At 58.4% G+C, this 16,393-nt stretch carries 12 protein-coding genes; 4 read left to right on the plus strand and 8 right to left on the minus strand.

The window, feature by feature from the left end:
- Positions 1–123 precede the first annotated feature (123 nt).
- The 3 genes from G5367_RS02285 to G5367_RS02295 all read left to right on the plus strand — a co-directional run bounded on the left by G5367_RS02285 (position 124) and on the right by G5367_RS02295 (position 3,190).
- A complete protein-coding gene (locus G5367_RS02285) occupies positions 124–1,164 on the plus strand; it encodes a lipocalin-like domain-containing protein (protein WP_421293816.1) in 1,041 nt (346 codons plus the stop codon).
- A 383-nt stretch (positions 1,165–1,547) separates the two neighbouring features.
- On the plus strand, positions 1,548–2,312 hold the full coding sequence (locus tag G5367_RS02290) for an SDR family oxidoreductase (protein ID WP_337072106.1): 765 nt from the start codon (positions 1,548–1,550) through the stop codon (positions 2,310–2,312).
- A gap of 50 nt (positions 2,313–2,362) precedes the next feature.
- Positions 2,363–3,190: a bifunctional transcriptional activator/DNA repair enzyme AdaA gene (locus tag G5367_RS02295; RefSeq protein ID WP_216978599.1), complete on the plus strand. Its 828-nt coding sequence runs from the start codon at positions 2,363–2,365 to the stop codon at positions 3,188–3,190.
- Positions 3,191–3,472: 282 nt separating this feature from the next.
- Here the strand turns inward: G5367_RS02295 and G5367_RS02300 are convergent, their stop codons facing one another.
- The 7 genes from G5367_RS02300 to G5367_RS02330 form a co-directional block, all read right to left on the minus strand.
- Entirely contained in the window at positions 3,473–3,955 is a 483-nt protein-coding gene (locus G5367_RS02300; protein WP_421293810.1) for a hypothetical protein, read from the minus strand.
- On the minus strand, positions 3,934–4,755 hold the full coding sequence (locus G5367_RS02305; protein WP_216978597.1) for a hypothetical protein: 822 nt from the start codon (positions 4,753–4,755) through the stop codon (positions 3,934–3,936). The genes G5367_RS02300 and G5367_RS02305 overlap by 22 nt, the downstream gene beginning before the upstream one ends.
- A 350-nt stretch (positions 4,756–5,105) precedes the next feature.
- Positions 5,106–5,378 (minus strand): hypothetical protein, encoded by a 273-nt coding sequence (locus tag G5367_RS02310; protein WP_421243718.1) that lies wholly within the window; start codon positions 5,376–5,378, stop codon positions 5,106–5,108.
- Between the two features lie 379 nt (positions 5,379–5,757).
- Positions 5,758–7,347, minus strand: a complete 1,590-nt coding sequence (gene guaA, locus G5367_RS02315; protein WP_076495702.1) for a glutamine-hydrolyzing GMP synthase — start codon at positions 7,345–7,347, stop codon at positions 5,758–5,760.
- 84 nt (positions 7,348–7,431) lie between these two features.
- Entirely contained in the window at positions 7,432–8,895 is a 1,464-nt protein-coding gene (guaB, locus tag G5367_RS02320; protein ID WP_005345006.1) for an IMP dehydrogenase, read from the minus strand.
- Positions 8,896–9,159: 264 nt separating this feature from the next.
- Entirely contained in the window at positions 9,160–9,795 is a 636-nt protein-coding gene (locus G5367_RS02325) for a YitT family protein (protein ID WP_421243719.1), read from the minus strand.
- A 610-nt stretch (positions 9,796–10,405) separates the two neighbouring features.
- Positions 10,406–13,612, minus strand: a complete 3,207-nt coding sequence (locus tag G5367_RS02330) for an alpha-amylase family glycosyl hydrolase (RefSeq protein WP_421243720.1) — start codon at positions 13,610–13,612, stop codon at positions 10,406–10,408.
- Between the two features lie 330 nt (positions 13,613–13,942).
- Here G5367_RS02330 and xseA point away from each other — a divergent pair, with 330 nt between their 5' ends.
- Positions 13,943–15,316, plus strand: a complete 1,374-nt coding sequence (gene xseA, locus G5367_RS02335; protein ID WP_421208516.1) for an exodeoxyribonuclease VII large subunit — start codon at positions 13,943–13,945, stop codon at positions 15,314–15,316.
- A gap of 116 nt (positions 15,317–15,432) precedes the next feature.
- Here xseA and G5367_RS02340 read toward each other — a convergent pair whose 3' ends face one another.
- Positions 15,433–16,152 carry a GntR family transcriptional regulator gene (locus G5367_RS02340; RefSeq protein WP_005337027.1) on the minus strand — a complete coding sequence of 240 codons (720 nt, stop codon included), beginning with the start codon at positions 16,150–16,152 and terminating at the stop codon, positions 15,433–15,435.
- Positions 16,153–16,393 lie beyond the last annotated feature (241 nt).

Raw genomic sequence — 16,393 nt, forward strand, 5'->3', positions numbered from 1 at the left:
CCGCCATTTTTTCAGCGCAGAGAAGATCACAGTGCGGCATTGAACCATCCCCTCTCCCTTTGGGAGAGGGCCAGGGTGAGGGGGATCTTGTCCTCCTTACGGCCCCTGTGGCTCGCCACCCTCTTGCTCCCGCTGATTGCCATGATTGGCAGCGCGCAGGCCAGCGATCTGGGCGCCCTGCTCGGCGGCGGCAACGACAGCTTTAAAAAGGTGCAGCCGGGGCAAACCATCCAATTGCCGGAGGATCACGCCGCCCACCCCGATTACCGCTCCGAGTGGTGGTATCTCACCGGCAACCTCAAGGATGAGCAGGGGCGCGAATATGGCATGCAGTGGACCCTGTTTCGCCAGGGTATCGAGCAAGAACTCCGCACCAGCAACCCCTGGCTCACTCCCCAGCTCTGGTTGGCCCAGTTTGCCATCACGGATCTCGACCGTGGCAGCCACCAGCAAGATGAACGGGCCAGTCGGCAGGGGCCGGGACTGGCGGGGGCCAGCGGCGGCCAATATTGGCTCAGAGAGTGGCGGCTTGCCTCGCAAGGGGCTGCGCTCTTCCCTGCCACCCTCAAGGTGCAGAGCAAGATTGGCGACCTGAACCTCACCGTCACTGCCGCCAAACCGCTGGTGCTGCAAGGCAAGGCCGGTTACAGCGAGAAGAGCCCGGGCAATGCCTCCTTTTACTACTCCTATCCACGCCTGCATTTGAGCGGCACCATGACTCGCGATGGCGAGACCCGCACCGTCACCGGACAAGGCTGGTTTGATCACGAGTGGAGCAGCTCGGTATTGGCCGAGTGGCAATCGGGCTGGGACTGGTTTTCGCTGCAACTGGCCGATGGCCGCGAACTGATGCTGTTTCGCCTGCGCACCAAATCGGGACGCACTGAGCCTGAGAACCGCTACGGCATCTTGATTGAGCGGGACGGCAGCAGCCGGGTGCTCGCCCCCGACGCGATTCGCCTTACGCCGGGCAACACCTGGCGCGGCCCCAAGGGGCAGGATTACCCCGTCGAGTGGCAATTAAGCGCCGCCGGAATGAGCCTCACCATCAAAGCCCGTCAGCCCAATCAGGCCATGACAGGTCGCTTTGACTACTGGGAGGGCGCGGTCTCTGTCTCGGGGGATGCCAAGGGGGTCGGCTATCTGGAGATGACGGGCTATTGATCCAGGAGCGTGTCTGTTGATTGCAATCGCCGTCAATGCCCTGCCAGGCAGGCTTGATGATGCACGCAGCCACCATGGCGCCGGGGCTCTCGCCCCTCACTGCAGCACACAGGGCGCGCCGCACCTGGATCCGGCGATTTTAAAGGGGGCATGATAAAGAATTCGGGGCGCAGAACGCCCCTTTTTGTTGCCGCGAAGGACTGTATCGACATGTCGCAAAACGACTTGGGGACAAAGAGAGCAAGATTCGGGTCGTTCCAGCGAGGAGTGGTTGCCATAGTGGGGGCCAAACCCAAGTCGGTTGGAACCTACTGGGGTTCCAACCCACAGCCAACCCTGTGCCCCACTGATTTGGCGCACAACACACCTGCGAGGGAACTGTCATGTCATCACTGTCCAACAAGGTCGCCATCATCACCGGCGCCAGCTCCGGTATCGGCCGCGCCAGCGCCATCCTGTTTGCCCGGGAAGGAGCCAGCGTCGTCGTCGGCGCCCGCCGCCAGCCCGAACTGGATCTGCTGGTGGAGGAGATCCGCCACGAGGGGGGCCAGGCGGTGAGTCTGGCGGGAGATGTGAAAAGCGAGACTTACGCCCGCGATCTTGTTGATCTCGCGCTAACCCGTTTCGGCGGGCTCGATATCGCCTTCAACAACGCAGGTACCACAGGCACGCCGGGCAGCATAGAGGAGCTTGAGCTGACGCAGTGGCAGGAGATTCTGGATACCAACCTCACCAGCGCCTTTGTGGGAGCCAAGTACCAGATCCCCGCCATGCTGGCGCGTGGCGGCGGCTCGCTTATTTTTACCTCTACCTTCGTCGGCAACACCCTGGGGCTGCCCGGCATGGCGGCCTATGCGGCGAGCAAGGCGGGCCTCATCGGTCTGACCCGGGTGCTGGCTGCCGAGTATGGGGCACAAGGGGTGCGGGTCAACGCCCTGCTGCCGGGGGGCACCGATACCCCCATGGGGCGGGCTTTTGCCAATACGCCAGAGAGCCTCGCCTTTGTGCAGAATATGCATGCGCTCAAACGGCTAGCCCAACCGGAGGAGATCGCCCGCTCGGCCCTTTATCTCGCGTCCGATGCATCCAGCTTTACCACCGGCATTGCCCTGCTGGCCGATGGTGGGGTATCAATTTGTCGCACATGACTTGTCGTCCCTAAGATCCTGCGACCGCAAACTTATCGTGAGAGCGCCTTATGTCTGATTACGCCCGCATCGCCGATGCCATCCGTTTTATCGCAAGTCAGGTGGAGCGTCAGCCCACTCTGGACGAGATAGCGGCGCACGTTCACTTAAGTCCCTTTCACTTCCAGCGGCTGTTCAGCCGCTGGGCCGGGGTGACGCCCAAACGCTATCTGCAGGTGCTGACCCTGGAGCGGGCCAAGGCACTGCTGCAGGAGTCGCGCCCGCTGCTGGAGGTGGCCGATACCCTGGGCCTTAGCAGCGGCTCGCGGCTCTACGATCACTTCGTGCAACTCGAAGCGGTGACGCCGGGCGAGTACAAGCAGCGCGGGGCCGGGCTGGTTATCGATCACGGGGTGCACGACACCCCCTTTGGTCAGGCATTCGTCGCCCTGACCCCGCGGGGGGTGTGCAACTTCTCGTTTCTCGATGACAAGGCCCCAGAGGCGCCGCTGGCCACCCTCGCCCGCAGCTGGCCTGAGGCAAGGCTGCAAGAAGCCCCATCACGCACCCAAGGGGTCATCAACACCATGTTCGATGGCAGCAAGGCACCGGATCGCCCCATATCCTTGTACGTGAGCGGCACCAACTTTCAGATCAGCGTCTGGCGGGCGCTGCTGCATATCCCGCCCGCCAAGGTGGTGAGCTACGCCCAGGTGGCGAGCGCCATCGGCAATCCCAAGGCCGCCCGCGCCGTGGGTCTGGCGGTGGGCGCCAACCCCGTCGCCTTGATGATCCCCTGCCACAGAGTCATCCAGCAAAACGGCAGACTCGGCGGCTATCACTGGGGCGAGACCCGCAAACAGGCGATACACGCCTGGGAAGCGGCGAGGTATGAGTGAAGGTGGCCTTTTTCTGTCCGGCCTAATGAGGAAAACAGGCATCTTGGTAGTGAGTCAGCAGACAATCAGGCCGCGCCGAACGAGCATTCACGGTCTAAAGCGAGGGCATTAGCAGAGTAGGGGCGCAGATCGCCCCTTTTGTTGCTTTGGCGAGGCTCAGCACTCAGCCGCCCCACCTCAGCGAATTGACGAAACAGGTAGGGTGCAATAAGCGCAGCGCATTGCACCGCTTGCCGAGCGGCTTTTGTGCAAAACAGCAGAAACCAAATTAGCGGTGCAATTTCATTGCACCCTACGGCACTTGTCTTCAAAGTCGTAAATATAACTCCCGATACAAATAAAACTATCTTTATAATCAGTTAAATATGCTATTTGGTCTTCGATATACTCTTTTGTTAAATACAGGCAAGATAGTATTTCTTCATAGGCAAGACGCTTAGTATCCCAAACGTGCTGCTTTACCCAGTATTTTTCATCAAACTGCCTTTTTATGCTTTCCACCGCTTCCATATTCTTTTTTAGCTGTTCAATAGCTTTCAAAAAGTCATTGCTATGCGCAAGATTTTTTAACCGTGTTTGTAGATAAATACCGATAGGAACAACAATTAACGTTGTAATCAAAGTCGGCAAATATGGCAAAAATGGCAAAAATTCTTTCGAATTTACTCCTAGATTTAACTTATTCGCAAAAGCACGTAACTCCAAGCTTCTGACGACCGTAGGAAGTGAATTTAATGGCATTGTTACATGAACAATGACAGCCATTCCAAAATCTTACCTAGATCAATCCACACCGGTGACTTAATTAAGCCAGACTGAAAGGCAGCAAAAAATGCTAATATAGCCGTAAGTCTAAGCATCCAAGAGTTTGCGGACTTGGCAGATTTCGCCCTTGCAGTCTCAATTTGATATTGCTCTAAAGTGGCTATAGCTTTACCTGTGATTATAAACTCGAAACTACTACCATTATTTTTCAACTCTCCTGATGCTACGAATGATGATAAATACAGATCCATTTTTTTACGCAATTCTGTTTTCTGTGGATGCAAATACCACCTAATTGAATATATGTAACTCATTAGGTCAAGCGACGAAAATGATTTGTGAGGCTCTTCTGATTGCCTGGAAACTATACTTTCTAGAATCTTCATTCTCTTTGGTAGTTGTAAGTTTCTCTTGTTGAAAAAATATTGTGGGACAGAATGTTTTGCTAAAATATATATTGACTGTAGCTTATATAACCCAGTCCATTCATGAAGGATATAATCTAGCACGCCGTTATATGTATGTGTCACCAGCCCATGATAATGATCAACTCGTAAACTCAAGCCAGAATAAAGCGAAAAAGGAATTACAGCCTCTGTACAGAATCCCCCACCTTCAAAATGATTGCCATTTAACCCATTTTCTTCAATAGAGTTAACGAGCATGATTGGGACATCGCCATTATAAATACTTATGGAATAGCAGTTAACCTGCTTTCCTAACTCTCCACTTCGAGGAATTTGAATAGGGCATGGCTGATTTAACAACTTGCTCAAAATATATTTAGTGATTTTATTCATGCCACCTCAAAAAAATAATTTTAAATCATTGCATTACTATTACTGGGATCTGAAAGTGTTTGCTTGATTTCTCCCCTACGCAATATATCTGTTCTGATTCATTGGTAACTCCAAAGAGGTCATATCCAGACGGATATCCTAGCGAGCAAGACAGATAAGCAAAAGCAGATGATGATAGTTTCCTGAGCAAGATCAACAAATTAATCAATAAGTACAAATACTGTACCATGCATCAGAGATAACTGGTGGTGGAAATAAGAAAGACGCCCTAAGGCGTCTTTCTTATTTTAAGGACTTTGAGCAAAAAGGTTGGAGGTTATTCCCCCTCCCCACCTTGCCCCACCACCCAATCAAATCGGGGTAATGGAAGTGATATGGGCATCCCCGTCCAGTGATTTGAAGATCTGTACCACGGCTTCGCCATGGATCGGTTTGGCAAGCGGCACTGTGCTCTTGCACTTGAAGCGGTAGTTGGTGCCAGCCACCACCTGGGTGGAGACTTCAAAGGGTACGTACTGCACCCCGGCAAATCCTTTCAGCGCCTGATCAAATACCGCCTGATCCTCGGCGGTCAGCTTGTGATATGCGGTCCATCCACCCACCAACACTGCTTGTTCTGACATATCAAACTCTCCGTGCTCTATGATCCCGACTCGTTTGGCCGTTCGGGCTGCGCCCCGTTGATTCAAGTGGTTTCCGGTCTCCACCGGGGTGTCATCACTGCCGGTTGGCGCGATGACGATGGGCCCGTTTGCGCAGCTATCTACAACTCGATCAGCCCTCCCCCTTGCCACAAGCCGCTGTTGACAGCTGGCTCAATTGGCATGAGAGAGCCTAGTGCGGGATGGCAAAAATGCCCCTGTCACATATGACAGGGGCAAGGTGGCGAAAAAGCTGCTCGAAAAAAGAAGATATGAGGCGCAAACGATTGAGAAAAGAAAAGACGCCTCAAGGGCGTCTTTTTGCATTTTTATGCTCGAAGGGTAGAACGGCGCGAGCCGCTTATTCCCATTCGATAGTTGCGGGCGGCTTGCCGGAGACGTCGTACACCACGCGGGAGATACCGTTGATCTCGTTGATGATGCGGTTCGATACGTGACCGAGGAAGTCGTACGGCAGGTGAGCCCAGTGGGCGGTCATAAAGTCGATGGTTTCGACGGCACGCAGGGCAATGACCCAGTCATATTTACGACCATCGCCCATCACGCCAACGGAGCGCACCGGCAGGAACACGGCGAACGCCTGGCTGACCTGGTTGTAGAGGTCGGCTTTGCGCAGCTCTTCGATAAAGACCGCATCGGCGCGGCGCAGAATATCGCAGTACTCTTTCTTCACTTCGCCAAGGACGCGCACGCCCAGACCCGGGCCCGGGAACGGGTGACGGTAGAGCATGTCGTAGGGCAGACCCAGCTCGAGGCCAACGCGGCGCACTTCGTCTTTGAACAGTTCGCGCAGCGGCTCGACCAGACCCATCTTCATCTCTTCCGGCAGGCCGCCGACGTTGTGGTGAGACTTGATGACGTGGGCCTTGCCGGTCTTGCTGGCAGCGGATTCGATAACGTCCGGATAGATGGTGCCTTGTGCCAGCCACTTGGCGTTTTTCAGCTTTTTCGCTTCATCATCAAACACTTCGACGAAGACGCGGCCGATGATCTTGCGCTTGGCTTCCGGCTCGTCAACACCGGCCAGGGCAGAGAGGAAGCGCTCTTCGGCATCGACCTTGACGATGTTGAGACCAAAGTGATCACCAAACATCTCCATCACCTGGGTGCCTTCGTTCAGGCGCAGCAGGCCGTTGTCCACGAATACGCAGGTGAGGCGATCGCCGATGGCGCGGTGCACCAGCATAGCAACCACGGAGGAGTCGACACCGCCGGAGAGGCCGAGGATCACTTCATCGTCACCCACCTGCTCGCGGATGCGGGCAACGGCGTCATCGATGATGGTGGCCGGGGTCCAGAGGCATTCGCAACCGCAGATGTCTTTGACGAAGTGTTCCAGCATGCGGGCACCCTGACGGGTGTGGGTCACTTCCGGGTGGAACTGCACGCCGTAGAAGCGCTTGGCTTCGTTGGCCATGGCCGCGTGGGGGCAGGTCGGAGTCTGGGCGATGGTGGTGAAGTCGGCCGGAATGGTGGTGACCTTGTCACCGTGGCTCATCCAGACATCCAGCAGGGCATTGCCGTTGTCGGCGATGGCATCTTCGATATTGCGCAAGAGGGCGCTGCTCTTGCCAGCTTCGCCCAGCACTTCCACCTTGGCGTAACCGAATTCACGCTCGGTGGAGGATTGCACCTTGCCACCCAGCTGCTCGGCCATGGTCTGCATGCCGTAGCAGATACCGAACACAGGGACACCGGCGTTGAACACATACTCGGGGGCGCGCGGGCTGCCCGCTTCGGTGACGGACTCGGGGCCGCCGGAGAGGATGATGCCGCTCGGATTGAATTCGCGGATCTGCTCTTCGGTTACGTCCCAGGCCCACAGTTCGCAGTAAACACCGATTTCGCGCACGCGGCGGGCGATCAGCTGGGTGTACTGGGAACCGAAGTCGAGGATAAGGATACGGTGCTGGTGAATGTCTTTAGTCATTTTATTCCTGCATCAGGCTGATGTTGTCACAAAGGGCACGGGATAAAAAAAGGGTGGAAAAACGGGGCGCAGGGCCCCGTTTTATCAGCCCATCCGATAGTTGGGGGCTTCTTTGGTAATGGTCACATCGTGGACGTGGGACTCTTTCATCCCGGCGCCGGAGATGCGCACAAATTCAGCTTTAGTGCGCATGTCGTCGATGGTGGCGCTGCCGGTCAGGCCCATGGAGGAGCGCAGGCCGCCCATCTGCTGGTGGATGATCTCTTTGAGGCGACCCTTGTACGGCACACGACCTTCGATGCCTTCCGGCACCAGCTTGTCGGCGGCGTTGTCGGTCTGGAAGTAGCGGTCGCTGGAGCCTTTGGACATGGCGCCCAGGGAACCCATACCACGGTAGGATTTGAAGGAGCGACCCTGATAGAGCTCGATCTCGCCCGGCGCTTCTTCAGTACCGGCGAACATGGAACCGACCATAACGCAGCTGGCGCCCGCGGCAATGGCCTTGGCGATGTCGCCGGAGAAGCGGATACCGCCATCGGCAATCACCGGAATACCGGTGCCTTCCAGCGCGTCAACGGCGTCGGAGATGGCAGTGATCTGGGGCACACCCACGCCGGTCACGATACGGGTAGTACAGATGGAGCCCGGGCCGATACCGACCTTGACCGCATTGACACCTGCAGCAGCCAGCGCCTTGGCGCCCGCGGCGGTCGCCACGTTGCCACCGATGATCTGCAGATCCGGATAGGCGTCGCGAGTGGCCTTGATGCGATCCAGCACGCCCTGGGAGTGGCCGTGGGAGGAGTCGATCAGCAGCACGTCAACACCGGCTTCCACCAGCGCAGCGACGCGCTCTTCGTTGCCGGCACCGGCGCCAACGGCAGCACCGACTCGCAGACGACCCTTGTCATCTTTACAGGCGTGGGGCTTGCGCTCGGCTTTCTGGAAATCTTTAACGGTGATCATGCCCTTGAGTTTGAAGTCGCCGTTAACCACCAGCACTTTTTCGATACGGTGCTTTTGCATCAGGGCAACCACCTCTTCGCGAGGGGCCCCTTCACGTACGGTGACCAGACGATCTTTCTGGGTCATGATCTGTTCAACGGTCTGGGAGAGGTCAATCACGAAGCGCACGTCACGGCCGGTGATGATACCGACCAGCTGATTACCGTCAGTCACCACGGGGTAACCGGCGAAGCCATTCTTGTGGCTCAGCTCCTTGATTTGGGCGATGGTCATGTCAGGGCGCACGGTGACGGGGTCAGTGACCACGCCGCTCTCGTACTTCTTGACCTTGCGCACTTCGGCAGCCTGCTGCTCGATGGACATGTTCTTGTGGATAAAGCCGATACCGCCTTCCTGGGCCAGTGCGATAGCCAGACGGGCTTCGGTCACTGTGTCCATGGCAGCGGAGATCATGGGGATGTTCAGGCTGATGGCAGAGGTCAGCTTGGTACGCAGATCGGCAGTATTGGGAAGAACTTCGGAGTGGGCGGGAACCAACAGTACATCGTCGAAGGTTAACGCTTCTTTGGCAATCCTGAGCATGGCAATATCTCACCGTTGAGGAAGTGGGGGTGTAAAATATTGCCGACGAAGTTTACTCACGCATTGGTCACTGGTAAAGAAGTTTTTTGAATTTTTTATGGCATAGCCCTCTTTTAGGCGGCTAACGGCGCAAAAAACTAATAAATTCAGCTGTAATCATGCCTTTTTTCACGACAAAATGATCTTTTTTGTCGTTGAGCCCCTTTCTCCCTCCAACCTCCCGGAACAGCATTTTCAATGATCCAATTATGTGCAGCCGGGTGTTTAGTTTCCCTGATAGCGACCTGGCTTGTGCCAATTCATCAGCATGGCGTTCATCGCCAGCGCACTCAGGGTGGACCAGAGCAGCAAGGGCAGTGGCAAGGTGAGCAGGGAGAGTGCAAACACCAGCACATCAAGCACCATCTGGCTCTTTCCCGCGTTGATGCCAACGCGCCGTTGCAGCCAGAGCGTCACCACCCCGGTGCCACCCACGGAGGCATTGTGGCGCGCCAGAGACAACACCCCCATGCCGAGAAAGGTCCCCCCTACCAAGGCGGCAAACAGTGGGTGGACATAGCTCACCGTCAGCAGCAGCGGTACCGCCTGGGTGGCCGCCGAGAGGGTAACGTTGACGATCAGCGTCTTGATGGTGAAGGCGCGCCCCATGGTGAAGTAACAAAACACCATGAAGGGCATGTTGACCATGAAGAACAGAACCCCGATGGGCAAACTGCTGACATGGACGAGCAGAAGGGCGATGCCCGCGATGCCACCGGTGATCATGCCGGAACACTTGAGCAGGTTGAGACCGACCGCGATAAACATGACCCCGAGCACCATGCCGTAAACATCGTCCTTGAGGGTGTGGGCCAGGGCTTTGGTCGCCGGCACGGGCGACATGGTCATTTCACTTTCCATATGACTCCTTTCCATGTTTGCTGTGACATCAGGGCACCAGTCACTGGGCCGAAGGGGTCGGCATACTCGGGCGCCCTGGCCATTTCCCCTGCCGGTCCCCCTGCCGACATCACAAGACTCAGCAAAAAAAGCGCCAATCAACACAAGCATCCAGGATAAGCTGAAAAATCAAATTTAAATTCCGACATTCTGCCTATGACAGGAGCAACACACCCATTCATGGGACAAACATCAGGCTGCATCAGCATGTTTGGCCAGCCACACTGAAGGCAGCTCACCATCTCCCCTTTTAAAGCCCGTTATTAAGTGGATCATGTTGATATGCTGCCACATGGCAGCATGAATCATGCTCGTCACAGGAGGGGCATAGGGTGGATACGGCATATTTCTCCAAGGTGGGTTCCTGCTGCCAATGTCGATGATGCGCACCACTTTGGGGCGAAAGCACCATAACAGAGCAAGCCACCCTCGGATGCCGCTTGCTCCCAAGCGATGTCGACGCTACTGCTTATTGCCTTCCCCGTCTGGTCCATCTCCCTCGATCCCTTGATATGCGGCATAAAAAAGTCGGCCCCAAGGCCGACTCGCTGCACACTGTGACAGACTTTCCTTATTTGAGATATTTACCGTCAACGCCCACCTTGCCCGGGCCGTTCAGTACCCAGACCCGTGCCGAATAGGCGGGCACCGCAAAGCTCAGACTGCCGTTGCTGACGTTCTGACTCGCGCCGGTCACCGCATCCGTATAGGTGCCGTTCTTCAGGCCACTCAGGTTTATTTGCTGGGCCGAACTGGCCGCGAGGCCCACGGCAGCGTAGCTGCCTTGAGCGCTCAGGTCACGCACGAAGCTGATGCCGCTGCTCCACTCGTTCACCTGGCTCATGGGCGCCTTCTGCAGGGCGGGCACCGCCTTGCGGATCTGGTTCAGGCGCTTGATGTGCTGGTAGAGCGGGTGGCTCGGAGTGGCCGGGTTGTCCAGCACCTCCCCGTAGTAGGCACGACCAGTCTGATCCACCGTCATGGTGGCCCCGTCGATATCCTGAGGCTTGCCCGCCTGGAACATCACCTCCTCCCCGTAGTAGAGGGTCGGGATGCCCCGCGCCGTCCAGAGCAGGTTGTAGGTCATAGCCGCATTGCCCTCTTCCCCGCCGTAGCGGTACTTGAAGTCGTTGTCCGGCCCCACGTCATGGTTCTGGAAGAAGGTGATGAGCTTGGTGGCATCCCCATAGACCCAGTCCATGGCAAAGATCCCGCCCACCCCGCCAAAGCTCCCCCGGGTGACGTTGTCACGGAAGGTGGAGAAGAGGGAGAAGTCCAGCACAGAGAGGCCGGAATCGCCCCCTGCCCGGGGATCCGCCGGGTTCGGCGTGGTGCGGGTATACCACCAGGGACGGATCACCGCCGAGGCATTGTCGTTGGCCAGCTCAGAGCCCCAGCCGGTGCCCTTGACCAGGTTCTCGCCAAAGACGAACAACCCCGGCTTGTGGGCCTGCCAGTCGTGGACATAGGTCAGCAGCTCGTCCCGCTCGATGTGCTTCAAGGTATCGATGCGAATGGCGTCAACCCCCATGTCGAGGTACTGGCGGATGGCGCCGTTGAGGTAGTCCTTGACGTTCTGGTTGCCGGTGGCGAGATCGATGCAATCCCCCGCCATGTGTTTGCGCTGCAGGGCGAGCGGGCTCTCCCAGTCACCGCCTGACATGAAACCGTCCAGGTGATACCAGGCGGGATCCAGGGTCTGGGCGTCGATGCCGAAGAAGCGGTTGGGGTTGTAGCCAGCACTCGGCACGGTGGCGCCTGTCTTGGGGTCCACCAGAGGCTGGGTGCCCGCCGGATCGGACTGGCAGCGGGCCTTGTACCAGTCGGGAGCCACCGGGTTGTCGTCGTCACAGCGGTTGGCGCTGGCGTAGTCCCCGAGGTTGCCCTGATAGGGGCCGTTGTTGATGAGCCCCTGGCTCGACCCCGCCGGTACGTAGTATTTGACGGGCAGGCGATCGATCCAGGTCTTGCCGCGCAGGCCGTACTGGCTCGAGTGGTTGAGCACCACATCCTGGATCACCTTGAGCCCCTTGGCGTGGGCCGCCTGGATGAACTCCCGGTAACCCGCCCCCGGCGACTCCAGACGGGGATCGACCCGGTAGAAGTCGTAGGCGTGGTAGCCGTGGTAGTCGAGGCCGGAGCGGTTCTCCACCGGTGGCGTCACCCAGATGGCGGTGAAGCCGAGATCCTTGATGTAGTCGATCTTGGCGATCAAGCCCTTGAAGTCGCCGCGCCAATGGGGATCCCCCGCCTTGTAGCGATCCCGGTTATGGTAGTTGTTGCTGGGATCGCCATCATAGAAGCGGGCGGTCAGCAGGAAGTAGATGCTCTCGGCACGAAAATCGCCGCTCGCCACACCCTGCTCGCCGATACGGTACTCGAAGCGCTGCTCGCGCTGATTGCCGCTGGCGTCAATGGCAAGGGTGCGGATCACCAGATCGGTGCCGCTCCCCTTGTCGCTCGCCACCAAGGGCTGGCCTGCATAGCGGGCCGACGCAGTGGTGGGCTGGCTGCCGTCCGTGGTGAAATGCACGGCGGGGGCGCTGTCCTGATCGTCGCTCACCCCCAGGGTGATGGACTGGCTGTCCAGATAACTCCCCGGGGCCGGGGTGGCCGTCACCGTGGGGGCCTGCAGATCGGCCCCGGCCAGCGTCTCCACCTCGATGGCCTTGCGCAGGCTGTCAAAGCAGATGCGATAGCGGGTGTTGGCGCTAACCAGGTAATCCTGGACCGGATACGCCTCGGTCCAGTCCCCCTTGTGGTCAATCTTGAAGCGGGGGTTGTTACTGCCAAAGGCCTGCTCGGTGCAGAAGGTGGTGCCATCCTCACTGGTCATGGGGGTGAGTCCCCAGTTGTTGGTCGTGCCCCGGAAGTACCAGCTGTCGCTGCTCTGTCCTGCCCCAACCACCACGCTCACGCTGCTGCTGCCCTTGGCGCCCTGATCGTCGGTGACCGTGAGGCCATAGGTGAAGGTGCCGGTTTGGGTGGTGCTGACGACGATGCTCTCCGTGGTCTCGCCGCTGCTCCACAGATAGCTCGTGATCTGGCCGTCGGGATCCGTAGAGTCGCTGCCGCTCAAGGTCAGTGACGCCCCCTGGGTCACATTCACCGTGCTCCCCGGGGTGATGACCGCGAGCGGCGGCTGGTTGTCATCCCCAAGGGGGGTGATGCTGTAGACCAGGGTCTGGTCGTTGACCTGGATGCGCACCGTACCCACGGCGTTCCAGAAGATGTCGCCGCCACTTTTCTCCAGCACGCCGTCGCCGTTGCTGTCGCCAAAGTTGACGGCCCAGTCGCCAGCCTGATCAAACTTGAGGCGCTGGCTCGCCTTGCCATCCATGTAGGCTTCCACCTGCCACAGGTGATCCCCTACCAGAGTCATGGGGAGGCTTGCCCAGCCGTTGAAGGTGCCGCGTACGTTGAGTTGCGGCAAGGTGCTGGCAAACCCCGAGGCCTCGCAACTGGCCACCTCCGTCGCGCTCACCGCCTGAGTGCTGGCGTTGATGCGGATCTGGTACGCCGTGTTGGCATTGACCCCGTAGTCGGCCGCCGGGTAGCTCTGCTGCCAGTTGCCGTACCTGTCTATCTTGAAGCGCGGTCCGCCGCTGGCATCCCCGCTCACGAAGCGCTGGCAGGTATCAAAATTGACGCCGTCCGTCGACATCATGGCGGTCGCCGCCCATCCATTCGCGGTGCCCCGGAAGAACCACTCCGCCGCCGACGTCGGCGCCGTGATCAGGGTTCCCAACAATCCGGCCGCGAGTATCCATCTAGCCATTGATAGTCCTTTATTTTCATTGTTTTGTGTGTGATGCCGGTGTGCCCCGGCATTCCCCCATCCGCTACAGTCCCGCCTTCGGATGAGCCCGATCAGTCTAGAGTTCCCCATAACCAATTCATGGCGAATACGCGCAAAATGTGACCACCATCGACTTCGCTATTGGCTGTATGTGATTGATAGCGCTTTCATTTCCATGCAACACCGATTTGCAGGGAGGAGTGACCAACCTGATCCATTGACTCGGCGGACGAGGTGAAGTGGGGTAAGATGGCGACATTGTTTCTCTCCTCCGCCTTCGCTGGCGAGGAACCGTGCGCAGGAACCGCCTTGAACTATCGCAACGAATCCGGCCAAAACAGGCAACAGCAGGTCTTTACTGTCACCCGCCTCAACAGCGCCGTGCGCATGATCCTGGAGCAGGATTTGGGGCTGGTGTGGCTGACCGGCGAGCTCTCCAATCTGGCGATGCCAAGCTCCGGCCACTGGTACTTCTCCCTCAAGGACATATCGGCGCAGGTGCGCTGCGCCATGTTCAAGGGCAACAACCGGCGGGTGGCCTTTCGCCCGCAGGATGGCATGCAGGTGCTGGTGCAGGCGCGAGTTTCCCTCTATGAGCCGCGCGGCGACTACCAGCTGATCATCGAGTCGATGCAACCTGCAGGCGATGGCGTGCTGGCGCTGCGTTTTGAAGAGCTCAAGCGCCGCCTCGGCGCCGAGGGGCTGTTTGACGAGAGCCGCAAGCGGCCGCTGCCCCGCGAACCGCGCGCGGTAGGCCTCATTACCTCCGCCACCGGTGCGGCTTTGCACGATATGCTGACGGTGCTTAAACGGCGTGCGCCAGATCTGCCGGTCTTTATCTACCCGACTCAGGTACAGGGGAGCGCCGCCATCAGCCAGATCGTCGCGGCGATCGCCAAAGCGAACCAGCGCGCCGAGGTGGATGTGCTGATCGTCGGGCGCGGCGGCGGGTCGCTCGAAGATCTCTGGTGCTTTAACGAAGAGGCGGTGGCGCGTGCCATTGCCCACTCCGCCATACCAGTGGTGAGCGCGGTGGGCCACGAGGTGGATGTCACCATCAGCGACTTTGCCGCCGACTTGCGCGCCCCTACCCCATCGGCCGCCGCCGAGCTGGTGGCGCCGGATCAGAGCGCCCGAGCCCAGCGTCTCGTTCACCTCAAGCAGCGACTGCTGCAGGCGATGAGCCGCCAGCAGACCGCCGCCCGCCACGATTTCATCCTGCTGCAAAAGCGGCTCGACCATCAGGATCCGAAGCGGCGGCTGGAGCAACAATCCCAGCGACTCGACGAGCTCTCCACCCGTTTGCAGCAACTGCTGCGCCAGCGGCTGCATCAGGGTGAGCGGCGCCTCACCAACCTTGAACTGCGCCTGCAGGGCAAGAGTCCGGAGCGCCTCTTGGCAGCTGGCAAACGCCGCCATCAGCTGGCCGAGGAGCGGCTTCATGCCCTGATTGCAAAACGGCAAGACCTTGCTAGTCACCGCCTCGCCATGCTCAGCGCCCGCCTCGACGGGGTGAGCCCGCTCGCCACCCTGGGGCGCGGCTACTCCATCACCCGCACCGCGCGTGGTGAGGTCATTAGCCGCGCCGATCAGGTCAACAATGGCGATCAGCTCATCACCACTCTGGCGCAAGGGAGCCTGCAGGTACGGGTCGAGAAAGTTATCAACGACTCAGCGCAGTAGAACGGCTGCATCAAACCACCAGCCAATCTGCCATTCAGCCCGGCAATCAGCCAAAAACAAAGGCCACCACCGCAAACACAGTGGTGGCCTTTTTCATCTCGGGTGCTGGCGCCCGCTCAGCCCTTGGCGCGGCGGGCGACCAGCGTGAACTTGTAATCATCGCTCTTGAAGAAGTTGCGACTGAACTCGAACACTGTGCCATCTTGCAGGAAGCCGCGGGAGACCTTCTCGATAATGGGCTTGGCGGGATCGATACCGAGCGCCTCCACCACCTGCGCCGAGGGGAGCACCGGAATGATCTCCTGCTCGCTGCGGTCAATCACCAGCTGCTTCACCTCTTCGATGTAGTGGTACTTGGAGCCCTGCATCACCGCATAGCTGAGGTCGGGGAAGAGGGCGAGCGGCATCCAGGTCTCCTCCAGCGTTACCGCGATCTGACGAATAAAGCGCACCCGCTTGACGTAGTAGACAAGCGCCCCCTCCAGCAGATTGAGCCGCTCGGCCAGCTCGCTGCTCGCCTTGATCACCTCGAAGGCGAGAATGTCGCTGTGGGTCTCGGCCGCCGGATCGGTCACCTTCTCATAGAGGCTGGTGAGCTGATAGATGTCGTAGTTCACCTTCTCCTGCCGCACATAGCTGCCGCTGCCCTGAATGCTCTCGATGACGTTGAGTTCGGTCAGCTGCTTGAGGGCCTGGCGCACCGTCACCCGGCTCACACCGAACTGCTCGCGCAACTCGGCTTCCGTGGGCAGGGCATCGCCGGGGGCCAGCTCCCCTTGCGCAATCCACTGCTGGATGGTGTCGGCTATCTGGCGATACATAGGTTTTTTCGACACGAAAGGCCACCTCGTCGGCTCTGCGCCATGATAAATGGAAGAGGCGCCATTCTACCCCAGTTGCCCGGCAGACAAAACGGCTCGGCCTCATTTGACCTAACAAATCACCTCGAACAAACAATACAAAAACAATACAAATAACGAATTGTATGATACCACTCACAAAAATCAGTCGACCGGTTTGTTAGCATCGCTGTCACTTTCACCATGACGGCTTGCTGGCAAGCCAACCTGACAGAGG

Source organism: Aeromonas sp. 604282, from assembly GCF_049170575.1.
Classification (GTDB): domain Bacteria; phylum Pseudomonadota; class Gammaproteobacteria; order Enterobacterales; family Aeromonadaceae; genus Aeromonas; species Aeromonas veronii_A.